Source organism: Brevibacillus fortis (assembly GCF_003013395.1).
In the GTDB taxonomy this organism is placed as follows: Bacteria; Bacillota; Bacilli; order Brevibacillales; family Brevibacillaceae; genus Brevibacillus; species Brevibacillus fortis.
In genome coordinates this window covers 38,693-54,334 of record NZ_PXZM01000008.1, presented here as the reverse complement: position 1 = coordinate 54,334, position 15,642 = coordinate 38,693, and the positions used below count along the sequence as shown (strand labels likewise).

At 47.7% G+C, this 15,642-nt stretch carries 15 protein-coding genes; 2 read left to right on the top strand and 13 right to left on the bottom strand.

Annotated features, from left to right (window positions below; all coding sequences use genetic code 11):
- Window positions 1-99: 99 nt before the first annotated feature.
- From C7R93_RS06715 to C7R93_RS06695, 5 genes are all read right to left on the bottom strand, one after another.
- Window positions 100-1,281 (bottom strand): aspartate aminotransferase family protein, encoded by a 1,182-nt coding sequence (locus C7R93_RS06715; protein WP_106838082.1) that lies wholly within the window; start codon window positions 1,279-1,281, stop codon window positions 100-102.
- A gap of 17 nt (window positions 1,282-1,298) precedes the next feature.
- Window positions 1,299-2,096 carry an acetylglutamate kinase gene (argB, locus tag C7R93_RS06710; RefSeq protein WP_106838081.1) on the bottom strand — a complete coding sequence of 266 codons (798 nt, stop codon included), beginning with the start codon at window positions 2,094-2,096 and terminating at the stop codon, window positions 1,299-1,301.
- Between the two features lie 13 nt (window positions 2,097-2,109).
- A complete protein-coding gene (gene argC / locus C7R93_RS06705) occupies window positions 2,110-3,150 on the bottom strand; it encodes an N-acetyl-gamma-glutamyl-phosphate reductase (RefSeq protein WP_106838080.1) in 1,041 nt (346 codons plus the stop codon).
- Window positions 3,151-3,286: 136 nt separating this feature from the next.
- Entirely contained in the window at window positions 3,287-3,667 is a 381-nt protein-coding gene (cccB, locus tag C7R93_RS06700) for a cytochrome c551 (protein ID WP_106838079.1), read from the bottom strand.
- Between the two features lie 76 nt (window positions 3,668-3,743).
- Entirely contained in the window at window positions 3,744-4,013 is a 270-nt protein-coding gene (locus C7R93_RS06695) for a YciI family protein (RefSeq protein WP_007718215.1), read from the bottom strand.
- 141 nt (window positions 4,014-4,154) lie between these two features.
- Here C7R93_RS06695 and C7R93_RS06690 point away from each other — a divergent pair, with 141 nt between their 5' ends.
- Entirely contained in the window at window positions 4,155-5,591 is a 1,437-nt protein-coding gene (locus tag C7R93_RS06690) for a PAS domain-containing sensor histidine kinase (RefSeq protein ID WP_106838078.1), read from the top strand.
- On the opposite strand, the gene prfB is transcribed toward C7R93_RS06690, so the two are convergent.
- The 4 genes from prfB to hpf form a co-directional block, all read right to left on the bottom strand.
- Window positions 5,581-6,694 (bottom strand): peptide chain release factor 2 gene (prfB, locus tag C7R93_RS06685; RefSeq protein WP_106838077.1). Its coding sequence is split into 2 segments (ribosomal slippage): window positions 5,581-6,612 and window positions 6,614-6,694, totalling 1,113 coding nucleotides; the frame shifts between segments, so codons are not numbered across the junction. The two genes, C7R93_RS06690 and prfB, sit on opposite strands and share 11 nt — an antisense overlap.
- A 114-nt stretch (window positions 6,695-6,808) precedes the next feature.
- Window positions 6,809-7,270, bottom strand: a complete 462-nt coding sequence (locus tag C7R93_RS06680; RefSeq protein WP_106838076.1) for a hypothetical protein — start codon at window positions 7,268-7,270, stop codon at window positions 6,809-6,811.
- Window positions 7,271-7,513: 243 nt separating this feature from the next.
- Window positions 7,514-10,033, bottom strand: a complete 2,520-nt coding sequence (gene secA, locus C7R93_RS06675) for a preprotein translocase subunit SecA (protein WP_106838075.1) — start codon at window positions 10,031-10,033, stop codon at window positions 7,514-7,516.
- A gap of 199 nt (window positions 10,034-10,232) precedes the next feature.
- Entirely contained in the window at window positions 10,233-10,796 is a 564-nt protein-coding gene (hpf, locus tag C7R93_RS06670; RefSeq protein WP_106838074.1) for a ribosome hibernation-promoting factor, HPF/YfiA family, read from the bottom strand.
- 209 nt (window positions 10,797-11,005) lie between these two features.
- On the opposite strand from hpf, the gene C7R93_RS06665 reads away from it, so the two are divergent.
- Window positions 11,006-12,058, top strand: a complete 1,053-nt coding sequence (locus tag C7R93_RS06665) for an HD-GYP domain-containing protein (protein ID WP_106838073.1) — start codon at window positions 11,006-11,008, stop codon at window positions 12,056-12,058.
- A 105-nt stretch (window positions 12,059-12,163) separates the two neighbouring features.
- On the opposite strand, the gene C7R93_RS06660 is transcribed toward C7R93_RS06665, so the two are convergent.
- The 4 genes from C7R93_RS06660 to C7R93_RS06645 form a co-directional block, all read right to left on the bottom strand.
- Window positions 12,164-12,838: an amino acid ABC transporter permease gene (locus C7R93_RS06660; protein WP_106838072.1), complete on the bottom strand. Its 675-nt coding sequence runs from the start codon at window positions 12,836-12,838 to the stop codon at window positions 12,164-12,166.
- Between the two features lie 88 nt (window positions 12,839-12,926).
- Window positions 12,927-13,715, bottom strand: coding sequence for a basic amino acid ABC transporter substrate-binding protein (locus C7R93_RS06655; protein WP_106838071.1), 789 nt, complete (start codon window positions 13,713-13,715; stop codon window positions 12,927-12,929).
- Window positions 13,716-14,006: 291 nt separating this feature from the next.
- The gene (locus tag C7R93_RS06650; protein ID WP_106838070.1) at window positions 14,007-14,786 is read right to left on the bottom strand and encodes an OmpA family protein; all 780 of its coding nucleotides are present in this window, start codon (window positions 14,784-14,786) and stop codon (window positions 14,007-14,009) included.
- Window positions 14,779-15,588: a motility protein A gene (locus tag C7R93_RS06645; RefSeq protein WP_106838069.1), complete on the bottom strand. Its 810-nt coding sequence runs from the start codon at window positions 15,586-15,588 to the stop codon at window positions 14,779-14,781. The genes C7R93_RS06650 and C7R93_RS06645 overlap by 8 nt, the downstream gene beginning before the upstream one ends.
- Between the last annotated feature and the right edge of the window lie 54 nt (window positions 15,589-15,642).

The window sequence follows — 15,642 nt, the reverse complement described above, 5'->3', positions numbered from 1 at the left end:
AAATTTATGCAACCTTTTGTATTAATATACATTTGGAATTATAAAAATGCAACGAGTTTTTTGACCACTTCCACTCGTTGCATTTCATGCTTTTTTCTTCTAAACCTGAGACAGCGCTTCGCTTAATACAGCAATTGCCTGCTTTACCTCATCATCTGTGGTCACAAAAGAAGGCAGGAGTCTCACTACTTGTGGGCCAGCCATCAGCAGAATGACTCCTTTTTCCCGTGCATACGCTACCGACTCACCAGCAGGAATCGTTAGCTCCACACCGAGAAGCAGTCCTTTTCCCCGAACTGTAACTACTTTGTCTGGATGCTCTGCCTTGAGCTTCTCCAGCTCTTTGATCAATACGTCATGGATATGGGCTACCCGCTCCAAAATCTGCTCTTCTTCCATCGTCGTAAGCGTTGCGATTCCAGCAGTTGCTGCCAATGGGTTCCCACCAAAAGTAGTACCATGCGTACCCGGAGCAAATGCTTCTGCTACTTCCTTGGTCGCGACTACTGCTCCAATCGGGAAACCACTTCCCAATCCTTTTGCCAAGGAAATCGCATCCGGCTTCATGTCATATTGCTGGAAGGCAAACCATGTACCCGTGCGACCGATCCCAGTCTGTATCTCATCGATTAACAGGAGCAATCCGTGCGTATCGCATAATTCACGCAGCGCCTTCACCCACGCCTCTTCTGCTGGATGTACGCCGCCTTCACCCTGAACCAGCTCCAGCATGATCGCGCATGTCTTGTCTGTAATTGCTGACTTGACTGCATCAAGGTCGTTGTAAGGAACGGTGACAAAGCCCTGCGGCAATGGTGCGAATCCGTCCTTCACCTTTTCCTGTCCAGTAGCCGTCAGGGTAGCCAATGTCCGTCCATGAAAAGATTGTTCAAAGCTGATGATTTCGTAACGGTCGGTCCCTTTTACCTTTTGTGCATAGCGGCGAGCGAGCTTGATCAAGCCTTCATTCGCCTCCGCTCCACTGTTGCAGAAAAAAGCCTGATCCAGTCCAGACAGTCGGCTCAGCTTTTCCGCCAAAATCTCTTGCTGAGGCACATGTACCAGATTCGAGCAATGCCACAACGTATCGAGCTGTTCGTGCAGCTTTGCCGTTACTTTTGGCGGGACATGCCCTAACGAAGTCACGGCAATTCCTGAGGTAAAATCGAGATATTGCTTGCCTTGATCATCCCATACCTGGTTTCCTTGTCCTTTTACCAAACTGATTCGCCATCTCGCATAGTTATTCATGAGATGCACTGGCGCTGTTGTTGTATGCATATTCTTTTCCCTCCTACCTAAGCGTAATTGACATTCATACGAACGATTGTCCCAACTGCCTGCCCCGCACAAACACCGAGCAGATCGTCAGCGATTCCCCGGCAGATGACAACCTGCTCCACTCCCTGTCCGAGAGCGTCGAGAGCTGCCTGAACCTTCGGAATCATTCCACCAGTAATAATTTCTGCCCGAATCATTTCCTGTATCTCTTCGGCACTTGTGGCTGGTACTACTGCCTTGGTTCCGTCTGGCTGTGGCTGCATGATGCCCGGAACGTCTGTCACCATAATCAGTTTTTCAGCGCTGAGTGCTGCTGCAATCACTCCTGCGGCTACATCAGCATTGACGTTAAATGTCTCCGTGCCATCTTCACTGACGGAAAGGGGAGCAATCACCGGGACGTATCCCTGCCCAAGAATCGCTTTCGGAATGGTCGTATCCGCCTGCTTGATTTCTCCTACCCACCCGAGTGGCTTTGGCGTTTTTGTTGCCAAAAGGGTCTGGCCATCGATGCCACTAACTCCCCAAGCCTTGGCTCCTGCCTCCGTCAGCCTTTTTACCAGTGCCTTGTTGATACTGCCGCACAAGACCATCTCTACAACACGCAGTGTGTCCTCGCAGGTAACACGAAGCCCATCGACAAATTGCGGAGTGATCTGAACTCGATCGAGCATACTGTTAATGGCAGGTCCGCCCCCATGGACGATGACGATCTCTTTCCCTTGCGCCTGCAATCCGGCAATCGCCTGAAAGAAGGAGTCAGGTAGCTGATCCATGGTGCTTCCGCCACATTTGATCACGACAATTCCTTGCATCTGCTCTCCTCCTCTACGGGAATACTGGTACGAGCGGCAAGCCTGTTTTCTCAGGCAAATTAAACATGACATTCATGTTTTGTACGGCTTGACCGGCTGCGCCCTTCATCATATTATCGATTACCGACAGTAAGATGACACGCCTCGTGCGCTGATCGACATGGATGGCGATATCGCAGTAATTGGAGCCATATACTTCTTTGGTATGTGGATGACTGCCTGCAGGACGTACGCGCACAAAAGGCTTATCCGCATAAGTGGCCTCGTATAGTTCCTGGATTTGCGATTGTGTAACATCAGTCGTTAGTTGTCCGTAAGCCGTGACTAAAATCCCTCGGGTCATCGGCACCAGATGCGGCGTAAATTGAACAAGCGTCTCTTCCCCGCTCTGTTTTTGCAGCTCCTGTTCAATCTCTGGTGTATGCTGATGATTCGCAACTTTATAAGCATGAATACTTTCATTGATCTCGCTGTAATGAACACCGAGCGCTACTCCACGTCCAGCGCCGGATACACCTGATTTGGCATCGACGATCCAACTGTTAGGCTGTACCCAGCCTGTCTTCACCAGCGGAAGCAAGGCGAGGAGCGTAGCAGTGGGATAGCAGCCTGGATTCGCGATGAGACTGGCACCTGCCACTTGCTCTTGATTCCACTCGGTTAAACCGTAAATCGCTGCTTCTACCCATTGGGAAGGGGCCGGCTCATGTTTGTACCACGTTTTGTAGACCGCACCGTTTTCTAGACGAAAATCCCCGGACAAATCAATGACCTTCAAGCCTTTTTCGACCAACTTCGGAGATAACGTGCTACTTACTCCCGCAGGTGTAGCGAGAAAGATCAGATCGTTCACACCGCTCATGCTGTCTGCATCAATCGGTGATAATGTGGGCAACCTGAGCCCAGCTACATGCGGAAACGATTTTTCCAAGCTTTCCCCTTCTGATGAACTTGAGTATACGTTTGCAATCTCAACATGCGGATGCCCAGCCAAAAGACGGATCAACTCCGCGCCACCATAACCCGTTGCTCCAACAATCCCGACCCGAACCATGCTCTCTCCCCTTTATTCTATTCTGTATTTTTATACATGAATAATAATAAAAATCCATATAGAATACAACAAAAAATCTTTTTTCGTCCAAAGAAAAAAGCGCCCGATTTGCTCGAGCGCTGGTTTGTTGCCCTGTTTACTTTTTGTCTGCTAACCATGCAGCGATGTTTTCTGCATCTTTTCCTGTGACGAGACCTGGAGGCATTGATCCTTTTCCTTTTTCCAAAATGCCCATGATCTGTTCCTTGTTCAACTGACCGCCGATCTTTTGCAAGTTCGGTCCAACTGCCCCTTCCAACGTCTGTCCGTGGCAGCTTGAACAGGTATTTTTGTACATGGTTTCTGCAGTTGCTGCATCATAGCTGCCAGATGGCGTTGTGGCTGGCGGAGTTTCTGTAGCCGGAGCCTCTGTTGCCGGTTGGTTGGCTGGCGGCTGGGCTTGCTGATTGCCGCCACCACAGGCACTTAGCGAGAATGCGAGTACAGCCGCTGTCAAAACGAGTGGAATACGTTTCAAGGCTGTTCCCTCCTTTATTCGGATTTCTTCGCTAAGTATGCCTCCGACTACCGCTTCTCATTCTTGCGACAACCATTTAGGACAGAGGAAATTCCAACGGGCTCCATTCACGTAACTCCAACGTCCGTGCGCCTTCCACAACAACTGGATCAGCCTCAGCCAATTGGCGAGCTTCTTCCAGAGAATCCGCTTTGTAAATAACCAATCCGCCAAGCTTATCTGTAAAGGGTCCTGCCATGAACACTTTTCCCTGCTTGTACAAATCATTAATATACGTAAGATGCGCAGGTCTTACTTGAGCATTCAGCTCTTGATTTACGATTGGCAAAAATGCTGCATACAACATGACGGTTTCTCTCCTTTTTCATGACCTTGTTCTTTCATGAAGTATAACATAATTATGAATACAGACTTTTGTCTGGTAGGATTTTTCCTTTCTACAGCGAACGATTCAAGGTAGCAAGTAGCAACAGAGAGGCGGATAGGTATGGACACGCAGATACAGTTATATACTTCTCTATTCCACAACAATCCTGATGCTGTTTTCATGTTCGACATGGAAGGCAAATTCACAGGAGTGAACGCCGCTGGTGAAGCATTGATAGGATACACCTCTCAAGAATTGCTGCGCATGCAAATTTGGGAAATTCTCGCTTCTACAGAGGGTCTCGACAGTAAGAAACAACAACAAATCCTCTCTGCAGAAATCAGAAAAAATAAGCATTATCAGTTGCTCCATAAAAACGGGCAGGTTGTGGATATTTTCGCTTCCAGTTTTCCTATTTTTCACAACGGCGAAATCGTCAGTCGCTATTCCATCGCCAAGAACATCACGCAGCAAAAGAAGATGGAAAAAGCTCTGCACCAGATGCAAGAAAATTTCCGCTTAATATCCGAAAACATTATGGATTTGATTTTAATTGTCGATGTCGACGGAATGATTACTTACGCTTCTCCTTCTGTTCAGGCGGTGAGCGGTCTTACAATTGATCAAGTGATCAATCAGCATTTTTCGATCTTGATTCATCCTGAGCAAGTAACCAAAGCCAAGAGCGATTTTACTCAAATGATGAAGCAGAAAATCACACTCGACGCTGAGTACCATTACCTTCACCCAGACGGGAGAATGTTACTGTTCGATGTGAAAGGAACACCTGACATTTGTTCGTACGGTCATATTCTCAGCACGGTTTTTGTGGCACGTGATATTACAGAACGTCGGCAATCAGAGGAATTGCTTCGTTACTCTGACAAGCTGTCCGTTCTAGGAGAGCTTGCCGCGGGAATCGCCCATGAAATTCGCAATCCACTTACGGCATTGAAAGGGTTTATTCAACTCATGGAAGGGGACGAATTCGCGAATCAGCAATACTTGCAAATCATGCGATCTGAAATCGACCGGATCACTTCGATTACCAGTGAGCTTTTGATCATGGCGAAGCCGCAAGCGTTGCGATTCGCTCCCAACGGCCTTTTGCCATTGCTTTTGTCTGTCATTAAGCTTTTGGAACCACAGGCACTTCTTAAAAATGTATCCATTCTTACTGATTTTCCGCAAGTCACGTCCCTCATATTGTGTGAGGAATATCAAATCAAGCAAGTCTTCATAAACATCATAAAAAACGGCATGGAAGCCATGCCGTTAGGTGGAAATCTCACAATCAAGGTTGTAGAGCGCTCTTCCGATGTTGTCATCCGAATCAGCGATCAAGGACAAGGCATCCCTGCCGAGCTACTTCCCCGATTAGGAGAGCTTTTTTATAGTACAAAAGAAACAGGAACTGGCCTGGGGTTAATGGTAAGCTCAAAAATTATTCGCGATCACGGGGGAACAATCAACATCGCCAGTGATGTCGGCAAAGGAACCACCGTATCGATTTCCATACCAAAAGCCTTGAAGCCTTCTGTTTCGTTTAACGATTAATCTGCGCGCGCAGATAGGCATCGATAAACGAATCAATATCACCATCCATGACGGCTTGAACGTTTCCTACCTCCATATTCGTCCGGTGGTCTTTTACCAGACTGTATGGGTGGAAGACATAGGAACGAATTTGGCTGCCCCATGCAATATCTTTTTGTTCACCTTGAATAGCGGCCAACGTTTTCTCTTGTTCTTCCCGTTTTTTCTCAAACAGTCGTGCCGTTAGCATCTTCATCGCACGCTCCCGGTTTTTAATCTGGGAGCGTTCTGTTTGACACGTCACCACAATTCCAGAAGGCAAGTGAGTAATCCGTACAGCGGAGTCAGTCGTGTTGATATGCTGACCACCTGCACCACTGGAACGATACGTATCAATTTTCAGGTCTTCCGTACGTATGTCTACCGCATTATCGTCTTCGATCTCCGGCAGGACGTTGCAAGACACAAACGATGTGTGTCGACGTCCAGAGGCATCAAACGGAGATATCCGCACAAGACGATGAACCCCTTTTTCTGATTTGAGGTAGCCATACGCATTGTAGCCCTTAATGAGGAGAGTAACACTTTTTACACCGGCTTCATCACCAGGCAAATAGTCCAATGTATCCACCTTGAAGCCCTTGGCATCCCCCCAACGTGTATACATACGCAGAAGCATGGACGCCCAATCCTGGGACTCTGTCCCACCCGCTCCTGGATGCAGCTCCAGAATCGCGTTGTTTTTGTCGTATTCATCACTCAAAAGCAATTCCAGCTCAAAGCTCTCAAATGACTTCCGCAGCTCCTGCGTACTGTCATACAGATCTTGAATGAGGGACGAATCCCCTTCTTCGATGACGAGCTCCAGCATTACCTGGAGATCCTCGTACTGAGAATCCAGCTTGGTCATCGTCTCTACGAGGCTTTTGATTACATTCAGTTCACTGATTGTCTTTTGCGCTGCATCATTGTCATCCCAAAAATCGGGTGCCAGCATACGCTCTTCCAGTTCACCGATTCGTTCCTGTTTTACTGGGAGGTCAAAGAGACCCCCTAATATCCGCTAAACGCTTAGCCATGCTAGACATCTCTTGTTTGATGTCCGCAATATCGATTAATGCCATGTTGCGAATCACCTTCTCTTTACGTAAGCTATGTTTTATTGTAACGTAATTTGCCCGATGCGCAAATACGGTAGCATGTCACGTTTAGAAAAGGGACTTCGCCCATACACTTTGTCACGTTGCCACCGGTGGTGATGGCGAGGATCTCAGGTCTCGGATTTCATGTGGTTGTTTATTTTCCGCCTGTGGTGCGGCAACCAGATGGAGATGCGTACGCCGAGCTTCGCTTGCTTTCAGCTGATAAGCTTGCTTGATGAAGGCTTGTCTCTTCCAGTTGTGTGTTTTTCGATATTTTTTTACTAGTGGACTTTCACGCGTTCGATCCACCAATCCATTCGGTGGGACGATCACGGCCTCATTCCAATTTGGCTCCGGAATTTCTTCCATCAGTCGCTTGTCCTCAAAAACTGGCTCTTGCGCTGAGATAACTCTCGGTAATTCGATTCCCTCCTCTTTTTCAATCAGTTGTACTTTTTTATTCTCCTTTCCTGTCTTTAGCACCGCTTTTAATGTTATAGAAATGCGCTCCATTATATTTTTCGTTTGTATCCCCATCACGTTCGCTGACGTTCTCATTTGTTCATTCCCCCGCCTTCGTGAATTTGGTAAAAGTGTTGTACTTACGATTCTATTTATTTTTCAGATAATTACCACTTGAATCGTTCGATCACATTTACCAGTGTTAGACAAATAGATCGTTTATATCAGACGAGGAAGAATAGATGAGGACGAATACTGTCAAGGCATTAGGAATGGGCAAGAAAAAAACATTCCCCTCGTACCGAATTTGCCGATACGAGAAGAATGTTCTGTCATTGCTTAGTGTTTCTTATTCTGGCGTTTGCGATCCTGCTCTTGAGCGCGACGCTGTGCACGGTTTTTCGGATCAGCATCACCGGAGGTCTCAGGATCTGGACGATCAGATGGTCCTGAGGTTTGCAAGTTGTCCGTATCGATTCCTTGACCGCGAATGACATCCTGACGCTCCAGGTTTTGACTGACTTCGGCCTTCATGATGTACATAGCGACTTCTTCTTGAACAGCAGCCAGCATACCTTGATACATTTCGTATCCTTCGAACTGGTACTCACGAAGCGGGTCGTTTTGTGCGTAGGCGCGCAGGTGAATACCTTGACGCAATTGATCCATCGCATCGATGTGATCCATCCACTTGCTGTCGACAGCACGCAGAATGACGACTTTTTCAAACTCGCGAATCGATTCACCGATTTCTTCTTCACGCTGTTTGTACTGCTTGTCGACTTCAGCTTTCAACAGTTCGAGAATTTCTTCTGCTTCCATGCCTTTCAGCATTTTTGCTGCAATATTTTCTTCATAGAGGAATCCATTATTGGCAGCATCGGCCATTGCTTGCAGATCCCAATCCTCTGGTACCTCTTCTTTTGGACAATGCAGAGACACTGCACGCTCCATTACTGCGTAGATCATATTCAAAGCAACATCGCTGAGATTTTCCTGTTCCAGGATGTCTTTACGTTGTTTGTAGACAACCAGACGCTGCTGATTCATCACGTCGTCATACTGGAGAACGCCTTTACGTGCATCGAAGTTCGATCCCTCTACACGCTTCTGCGCAGATTCTACCGCACGAGTAACCAGTCGGCTCTCGATCGGCATATCCTCTTCCATCCCCAGACGATCCATCATATTCATGATATTGTCTGCACCGAAACGACGCATCAGCTCATCTTGCATCGAGAGGAAGAACTGGGATGAACCCGGGTCTCCCTGACGACCAGCACGACCACGCAGCTGATTATCAATCCGACGGCTCTCGTGACGTTCTGTACCGATAATATGAAGACCGCCCTGCTCCGCAACACCTTCGCCAAGCTGAATGTCCGTACCACGACCCGCCATGTTTGTCGCAATGGTAACCGCTCCATACACACCTGCACGCGCAACAATTTCCGCCTCGCGCTCATGCTGCTTCGCGTTCAATACGTTATGCGGTACGCCCTTTTGCTTCAGCATTTGGGACAATCGCTCCGAGTTTTCGATGGAGATGGTACCTACCAGGATCGGTTGGCCCTTTTTGTGACGCTCGACAATGTCGTTTACAACCGCACGATATTTCGCTGCCTCTGTTTTGAAAACAAGGTCTGGCGAATCGATACGCTGTACAGGCTTATTCGTTGGAATAACCACGACATCGAGACCGTAAATCTTTTTGAATTCTTCTTCTTCCGTCTTCGCTGTACCTGTCATACCCGCCAGCTTCTGGTACATACGGAAGTAGTTTTGCAAGGTAATGGTAGCCAGTGTCATGCTCTCGCTTTGGACACGCAGACCTTCTTTGGCTTCGATCGCTTGATGCAAGCCATCGCTGTAACGACGTCCAACCATCAGACGGCCGGTAAACTCGTCAACGATCACAACTTCGCCTTCCTGCACCACATAATCGACATCGCGCTTGAATAATACTTGTGCCTTCAACGCCGCTGTAATGTGGTGGTTCAACGTGATATGTGCCGTATCGTACAGGTTGTCGATGTTGAATGCCTGTTCGACCTTGCTCACACCTTCATCTGAAAGGTTGACGATTTTCAACTTCTCATCGATGGTAAAATCTTTTTCTGCTTCCAGACGCTTTACAAAATGCGAGCAGATGTAGTACAGCTCTGTCGATTTGTTAGCAGAGCCGGAGATGATCAACGGCGTACGTGCTTCGTCAATCAAAATGCTGTCCACTTCGTCGATGATAGCGAAGAAGAGCGGACGTTGCACCATTTGTTCCTTGTACAGGACCATATTGTCACGCAGGTAATCGAAGCCAAACTCATTGTTCGTACCGTAAGTAATGTCACACGCGTATGCTTCGCGTTTTTCCTCAGGGCTCAGTCCATTCTTGTTCAAACCGACTGTCAGTCCGAGGAAGTTATACAGCTTACCCATGATGGTCGAGTCGCGCTCAGCCAAGTATTCGTTCACGGTAACAACGTGAACGCCTTTTCCCATCAGGGCATTCAGGTATGTCGCCAGTGTCGCAACCAGGGTTTTACCTTCACCCGTCTTCATCTCGGAGATACGGCCTTCCTGAAGAACCATACCACCAATCATCTGGACGTCGAAGTGACGCATACCCAGTACACGAATCGATGCTTCACGTACAACGGCAAACGCTTCATTCAAAATTTTGTCCAGTTCTTCTCCATTTGCCAAGCGCGCCTTAAACTCAGCAGTCTTCTCCCGCAGTTGGTCATCAGAGAGTGCCTTAATCGTTGGTTCCAGATCGTTGATACTTTCTACACGCTTAAACATTTTCTTTACTTCACGTTCATTGCTATCGCCGAATATCTTTTTAACGAGTCCTAACATGAGGACACCCCTTCCATATGCTGCCAAACAAAAATGCACAAGCCGGCATGAGTCCAGATAATAAATAAGAATACCGATTCTACGAAAATAATACTTTCTAAAAAGATATTTTATCAAATAGAGCATCCTCTACACAAGTAAAGGGAGTTGCCAATAGCAACTCCCTAGTCTTATACGAATGAGAATGTGTAAAGTTTCGTTATTTTGGTTCAATCAATCCGTAACGTCCATCATTGCGGCGATACACCACACTGACGTCATTGGTGTCACTGTTTTGGAAAACGAAGAAGCTGTGTCCCAGCATATCCATCTGCATGACCGCTTCCTGTGCATCCATCGGCTTCAGATCGAAGCGTTTGGTTCGAACGATATCAATGTCTACGTCGATATCCTCCTCATCCACATCCGGGATCATAACTGCAACTGGCTGACTCTCACGCTGTGCGATTCTTCCTGTCGAATCCACTCGAAGCTTACGCATCAGCTTCGTTTTGTGTTTGCGAATCTGACGTTCCAGCTTTTCTACTACCAGATCGATAGCAGCATACATATCTTCGTGCGTTTCCTCCGCTCGGATAATGACCCCACCCAGTGGGATAGTTACCTCGATCGTGCCTTCTCCTCGATGTACATGCATGGTGACTTGTACTTCTGTAGGCTGTGGAGTTTCAAAATATTTTTCCAGACGGCCGACTTTCTTTTCGACATATTCTCTAAGCGCAGCGGTGACTTGAATGTTTTCTCCACGAATGTTAAATTTCATGGTTCCAACCTCCTTCCGTCTATACATACTTATTCGCCACCTCTGTAAATAATCCTTCCATTCAGCTTAAAAAAATCTTTGCAAATCTTTTACAATCCATCATTATCCGACATTATTTTACCAATACTTACTAGATTCCCTATGCTATAATAGGAAAGGTAGTCATCCAATCCTATATCGCGGTCGTACATCGCACTGGAGGAATCCTCATGGCCGAGGTAAAACCTTCCCATTCACTAATCGGAACAACGCTCGCTCAAGACGTCTACAATGAGTACGGCCTACTTTTATTACCCGCTGGTGCAATCCTTCATCTAAGTGATTTACGACTGCTAGAGGCTCACCAGGTGGAAGCCGTACACGTTACTACTGACTCGGAAGCACCCGAAATGCCTTTTCCTCTCCTTCATTGGAGTGAGGCAGAAGCTGCAAAGGCCTATATGGTGGCCGTACAAAAAACCGAGTATTTATTTAACCAGCTCGCAAATGGGGCTACCCCCCGACTGGCACAATTTAGCGACGCTGTTCATCCTATGCTCGATCAAGTTCTTCATCACATGAGATTTCTGCGCTTCATTTATTTGAATGAAGGAACAGAAAGTTATACGTATCGCCACTCCCTGCATGTAGGAATCGTGGCTGCCTTAATCGGAAAAATCATTGGATTGCCGCAACGTAATGTTCATTTTTTAGGTGTAGCAGGCCTTCTCCATGACATCGGCAAGATGAAAATTCCCGATGAGCTACTGTCCAAGCCAGAGCGTTTGACAGACGAAGAGTATACGATTATGAAAAAGCATACCGTATACGGCTACGAGCTCCTGCGCACTATGGACGATGCCGACCATTTGCTGGCACAATGCGCGCTCATGCACCACGAACGCTGGGATGGAAGTGGATATCCGCTCGGACGAAAAAAAGATGGCATCCCTTTGGAATGCCAAATCATCAGTGTCGCAGACGTATTTGATGCGATATGCGCAGATCGCGTATATCGGAAGGGAACCTCTCCCTTTGAGGCCGCGAATGTTCTGTGGGAGTTAGCTTGTTCAGGCAAATTAAATCCGATGATTGTCTCTCGTTTTATCCATTACATTATCTTACTATATGTCGGTTCCCATGCGCTTTTAAGCAATGGCGACCACGTCGAAATCATTATGATTCATACCGATGAGCCTATGCGCCCTCTCGTTCGTAGAGGTAATGATTTTATAGACCTGAGACTGCAGCGTTCCCTACGCATTCAGAGAATGATCAGTTAAACACGTTGAAAAAACGAATCCCCCTGTCCTATCTAAGGAAGCAGGGGGATTTGCTATTGTTTCGTTTATAACTTCACGACGTTCGCCGCTTGTGGACCGCGCTCATTACCGTGTGGAGTATTTTTTCTCAAGTCCTCTCACGACTACACGGGACAAGAACAACGTAAGTACCAGGTAAACCGCCGCTTCTGTTAAATACGGAGGGTAGCGCTCAAATGTACTTTTCGCCACGTTCATGGCTGCGTAGTTTAATTCCGGCGTCGCGATTACCGCCAGAAGAGATGAATCTTTCAAAAGAGCAATAAACTCATTTCCGATCGCAGGCAGCATTCGTGTAAACGCCTGCGGAAGAACAATTTGGCGCATCGCAAGACCCTTGTTCATGCCAAGTGATCGTGCTGCTTCCATTTGTCCCGAATCAATTGATTGTATCCCTGCCCGAAAGATTTCCGCCATGTAGGCTGCCGCATTAAGTGAGAGTGCGACGAAGCCTGAATAAATCGCTTCTGGACTACTTGCTCCCGGATACAGAATACCCCAAATCGATGGGATCACCGCGAAGTGAATCAGCAGAATTTGGACCAACATCGGGGTTCCCCGAAACAGTTCTACGTAAATCGAACAGGTCCAACGTATCATTCGCTTTGAGGACATTTTGCCCAAGCTGATGAACAACCCTAAAAATGTTCCGCAAACCGTAGCCACTGCCGTTAGTAAAATCGTATTGATAATACCTCGGATAAATAGTTCACGATAGTCGTAGATGACACTCCAGTCCAATGGCTAATCCCCCCTTCTTCAAGTCAGCAAGCCAAGGTGCGAACAAACGCCGGCTACGTCATAAGGACGCACCCGGCCATTTTGCTGCCTACTTATTGCCAAAGTACTGGGTGTAAATTTCCTGCAGCTTTCCATTTTCTTTTATCTTTTTCAATCCGTCGTTAATTTTGTTCATCGCATCGGCGTTGCCCTTTTTCACGATAATTCCGTAAAATTCTTTTTCAAAGGAATCGTCTTTAATCAGCTTAAACTTCTTATCTTGTACTTTATTCACGTAGTATGACAAAACACCATTGTCGCCAATCACTGCATCTACCCGACCATTAAAGAAGTCATCGACGGAGGATGGCATGTCGTCATAGCCTTTCAGGCCTTCGTACGTATCTCCAAACGCTTTTTTGACCACTTCTTCACCCGTTGTCGCAGCTTGCACCCCGATCTTCTTACCTTTCAAATCAGCCAGCTTCGTCACTGGGGAATCTTCCGCTACCAGAATGAGTTGGTTCGCTTCAAAGTATGAGTCCGAAAAATCGTATTTTTCCTTGCGCTTCTCCGTGATCGTGATAGACGAGATCCCGATATCAACCGTCCCTTTGTCCAGTCCATCAAAAAGTGGGTCCCACCCGGTGTTTTTCCACTCGATCTTGAATCCGCCAGCTTCCGCGATCGCGTTCATCACATCGATATCGTGGCCGCTAATTTTGTCAGCCTCAAGCATTTGGAACGGTGGGTATGCTGCATCTGTACCGACTACGTACACCTTGTCGCCCGAACCACTGCCAGACGTTTGCTGACCACCCGATCCACAGCCTGCGAGGAGTACCCCCACACCGACGACCAACGCGAGCGATTTGAACCAATTTGTCCCGATACGCATTTCGAAATCCCCCTTGTGTCTCTCTATCTGCCCATTTTGTCCCCAGCAATGTCCACATGAAAATAACGGATTTTTTGCGTTCTCCACAGAGTTATCCACATTATCCACATGACCTTGTGCACAAGCTGGGTATAACTATTTTCCTGTATATTCTGCCACTTTGGTACGAAAGTAAGGGGAACGACTTCGGATTATAAGTGCGAATAGCAGCAAAAAACAGGATTCATATACACTGGATATACTTCTATCCTGTATATAAAAATCCTGCTTTTATCTGAAAAATATGAATTGTTATTTTTCCCCTAAAATCACGATTTCCACCCGGCGGTTCTTCGCACGGTTCTCCGCGTTGGAGTTGTCCACAAGCGGTTTATATTCGCCCAAGCCAGCCACTGTAAAGCGAGACGCTGGTAAGGAATGAGCATCCACCATTTCACGCATCACAGAGATCGAGCGCGCCGAGGATAGCTCCCAGTTGGATTGGTAGGAACTGCGCGATATCGGCACATCATCTGTATAGCCCTCGATTCGCACCTTGTGCTCAAAGCGCTTCAAAACCCCCGCTACCGTCCCGACGACTTGCTTCCCTTGGGCCTGTAGGTCTGCCGAACCACTCGTAAACAAGATCGTTTCCGGCAAACGGATACGCAAGCCTTCTTCGGTCTCCTCGTAGTCCAGATTCAGCTCAGCTAATGCAGAGGATAGCTGGTTACGCACCGTCTCCATATCGCGCTCACTCGAGTCAGACATGCCCATTGGCGGCTTCGGCACATTTACGGTGTCTTCGGAGCCTTCTTCTTTTTCGCCCTTGAGATCCTTCTGACGAGCCTCCAATTGGTAGACTTCTCGCTGCAGCTCCAGCTTTTGCAGGTTGAGCAGGTCGAGACTCTCATGCACCTGCTCCAAGCTCGCTTTTTCCTTTTGGACCTCTTCCTTTTGTGCCTGAATGCTCTTCGTCTGCATCGCCGCGATAATAATCACAATCACGAACAGCAGGGTAATCAGATCACTGTAGCTGAGCAGCCAGCTTTTTTCTAACTCTTTTTCATCGTATAACCGTTCGTCATGCATAGCGGTCCTGCCTTTCAATCGTGCCCTTCATGCTGCCTGCTTCTTTAATCAGCACCAGCTTCTGGTCACCTGGCAAGAATGAGTTCAGCTTTTCAAACAACAAGCGTGGCGTCTCCATGCGCTGCAAGCCAACGCAACCTTCGACGAAGAGACGCTTTTCAAACATTTCCCGGTCGTACAGATCCATCAGACGGTAGTAGCATGGCAGCGCGAACAGGTTCGCCAAGAGCGCGCCATACAGCGTCGCTACGACTGCTGCGCTCAGGCTGTGGCCAGTCAGTGCCATGTCGGAGAGCGACTTCAGTACCCCCGTCATCCCTAAGAGCGTACCGACCAGCCCCATCCCAGGCGCCAGCAAGCTAATGAGACGGAAGAACCCTGCCGACTGTTGGTAGCGATACTGCTCTCCCTTGAGCTCGTTCTCTAGGATCAGGCGCAGCTCTTCTTCGGGAACACCCTCGATCGCCAGTAAGCTGCCGCGTTGGACAAACGAATCGGGTTCTTGTTGCAGCTCCTTTTCGAGCGCGATGTAGCCCTGTTCCTTCAGAACGAGCGCGTAATAGTAGAAGCGCTTGATCGTCTCTTCGACGTTGCTTTGCCGGCCGTGGATAAGGAGGCGCCAGATTTTTTTCAAGTCGAGATGCTTGCGTTTCACTGCATAGGACATGACTACGGAGAGCGCGACCAGTTCGATGGCGGTAACGTTGAGGAGATCCGATAAGGTTCCGTTTAGGTAGACCGCGTGTATGAAGATGAGGAGGACGGCTCCGATTAAGACGAGTGAGCGGCGTTTTGTGGACAAAAGTGATTCACCTTCCTAGTTTTTCAACAAGTTGTTCTTAAAGTATAGCAGATG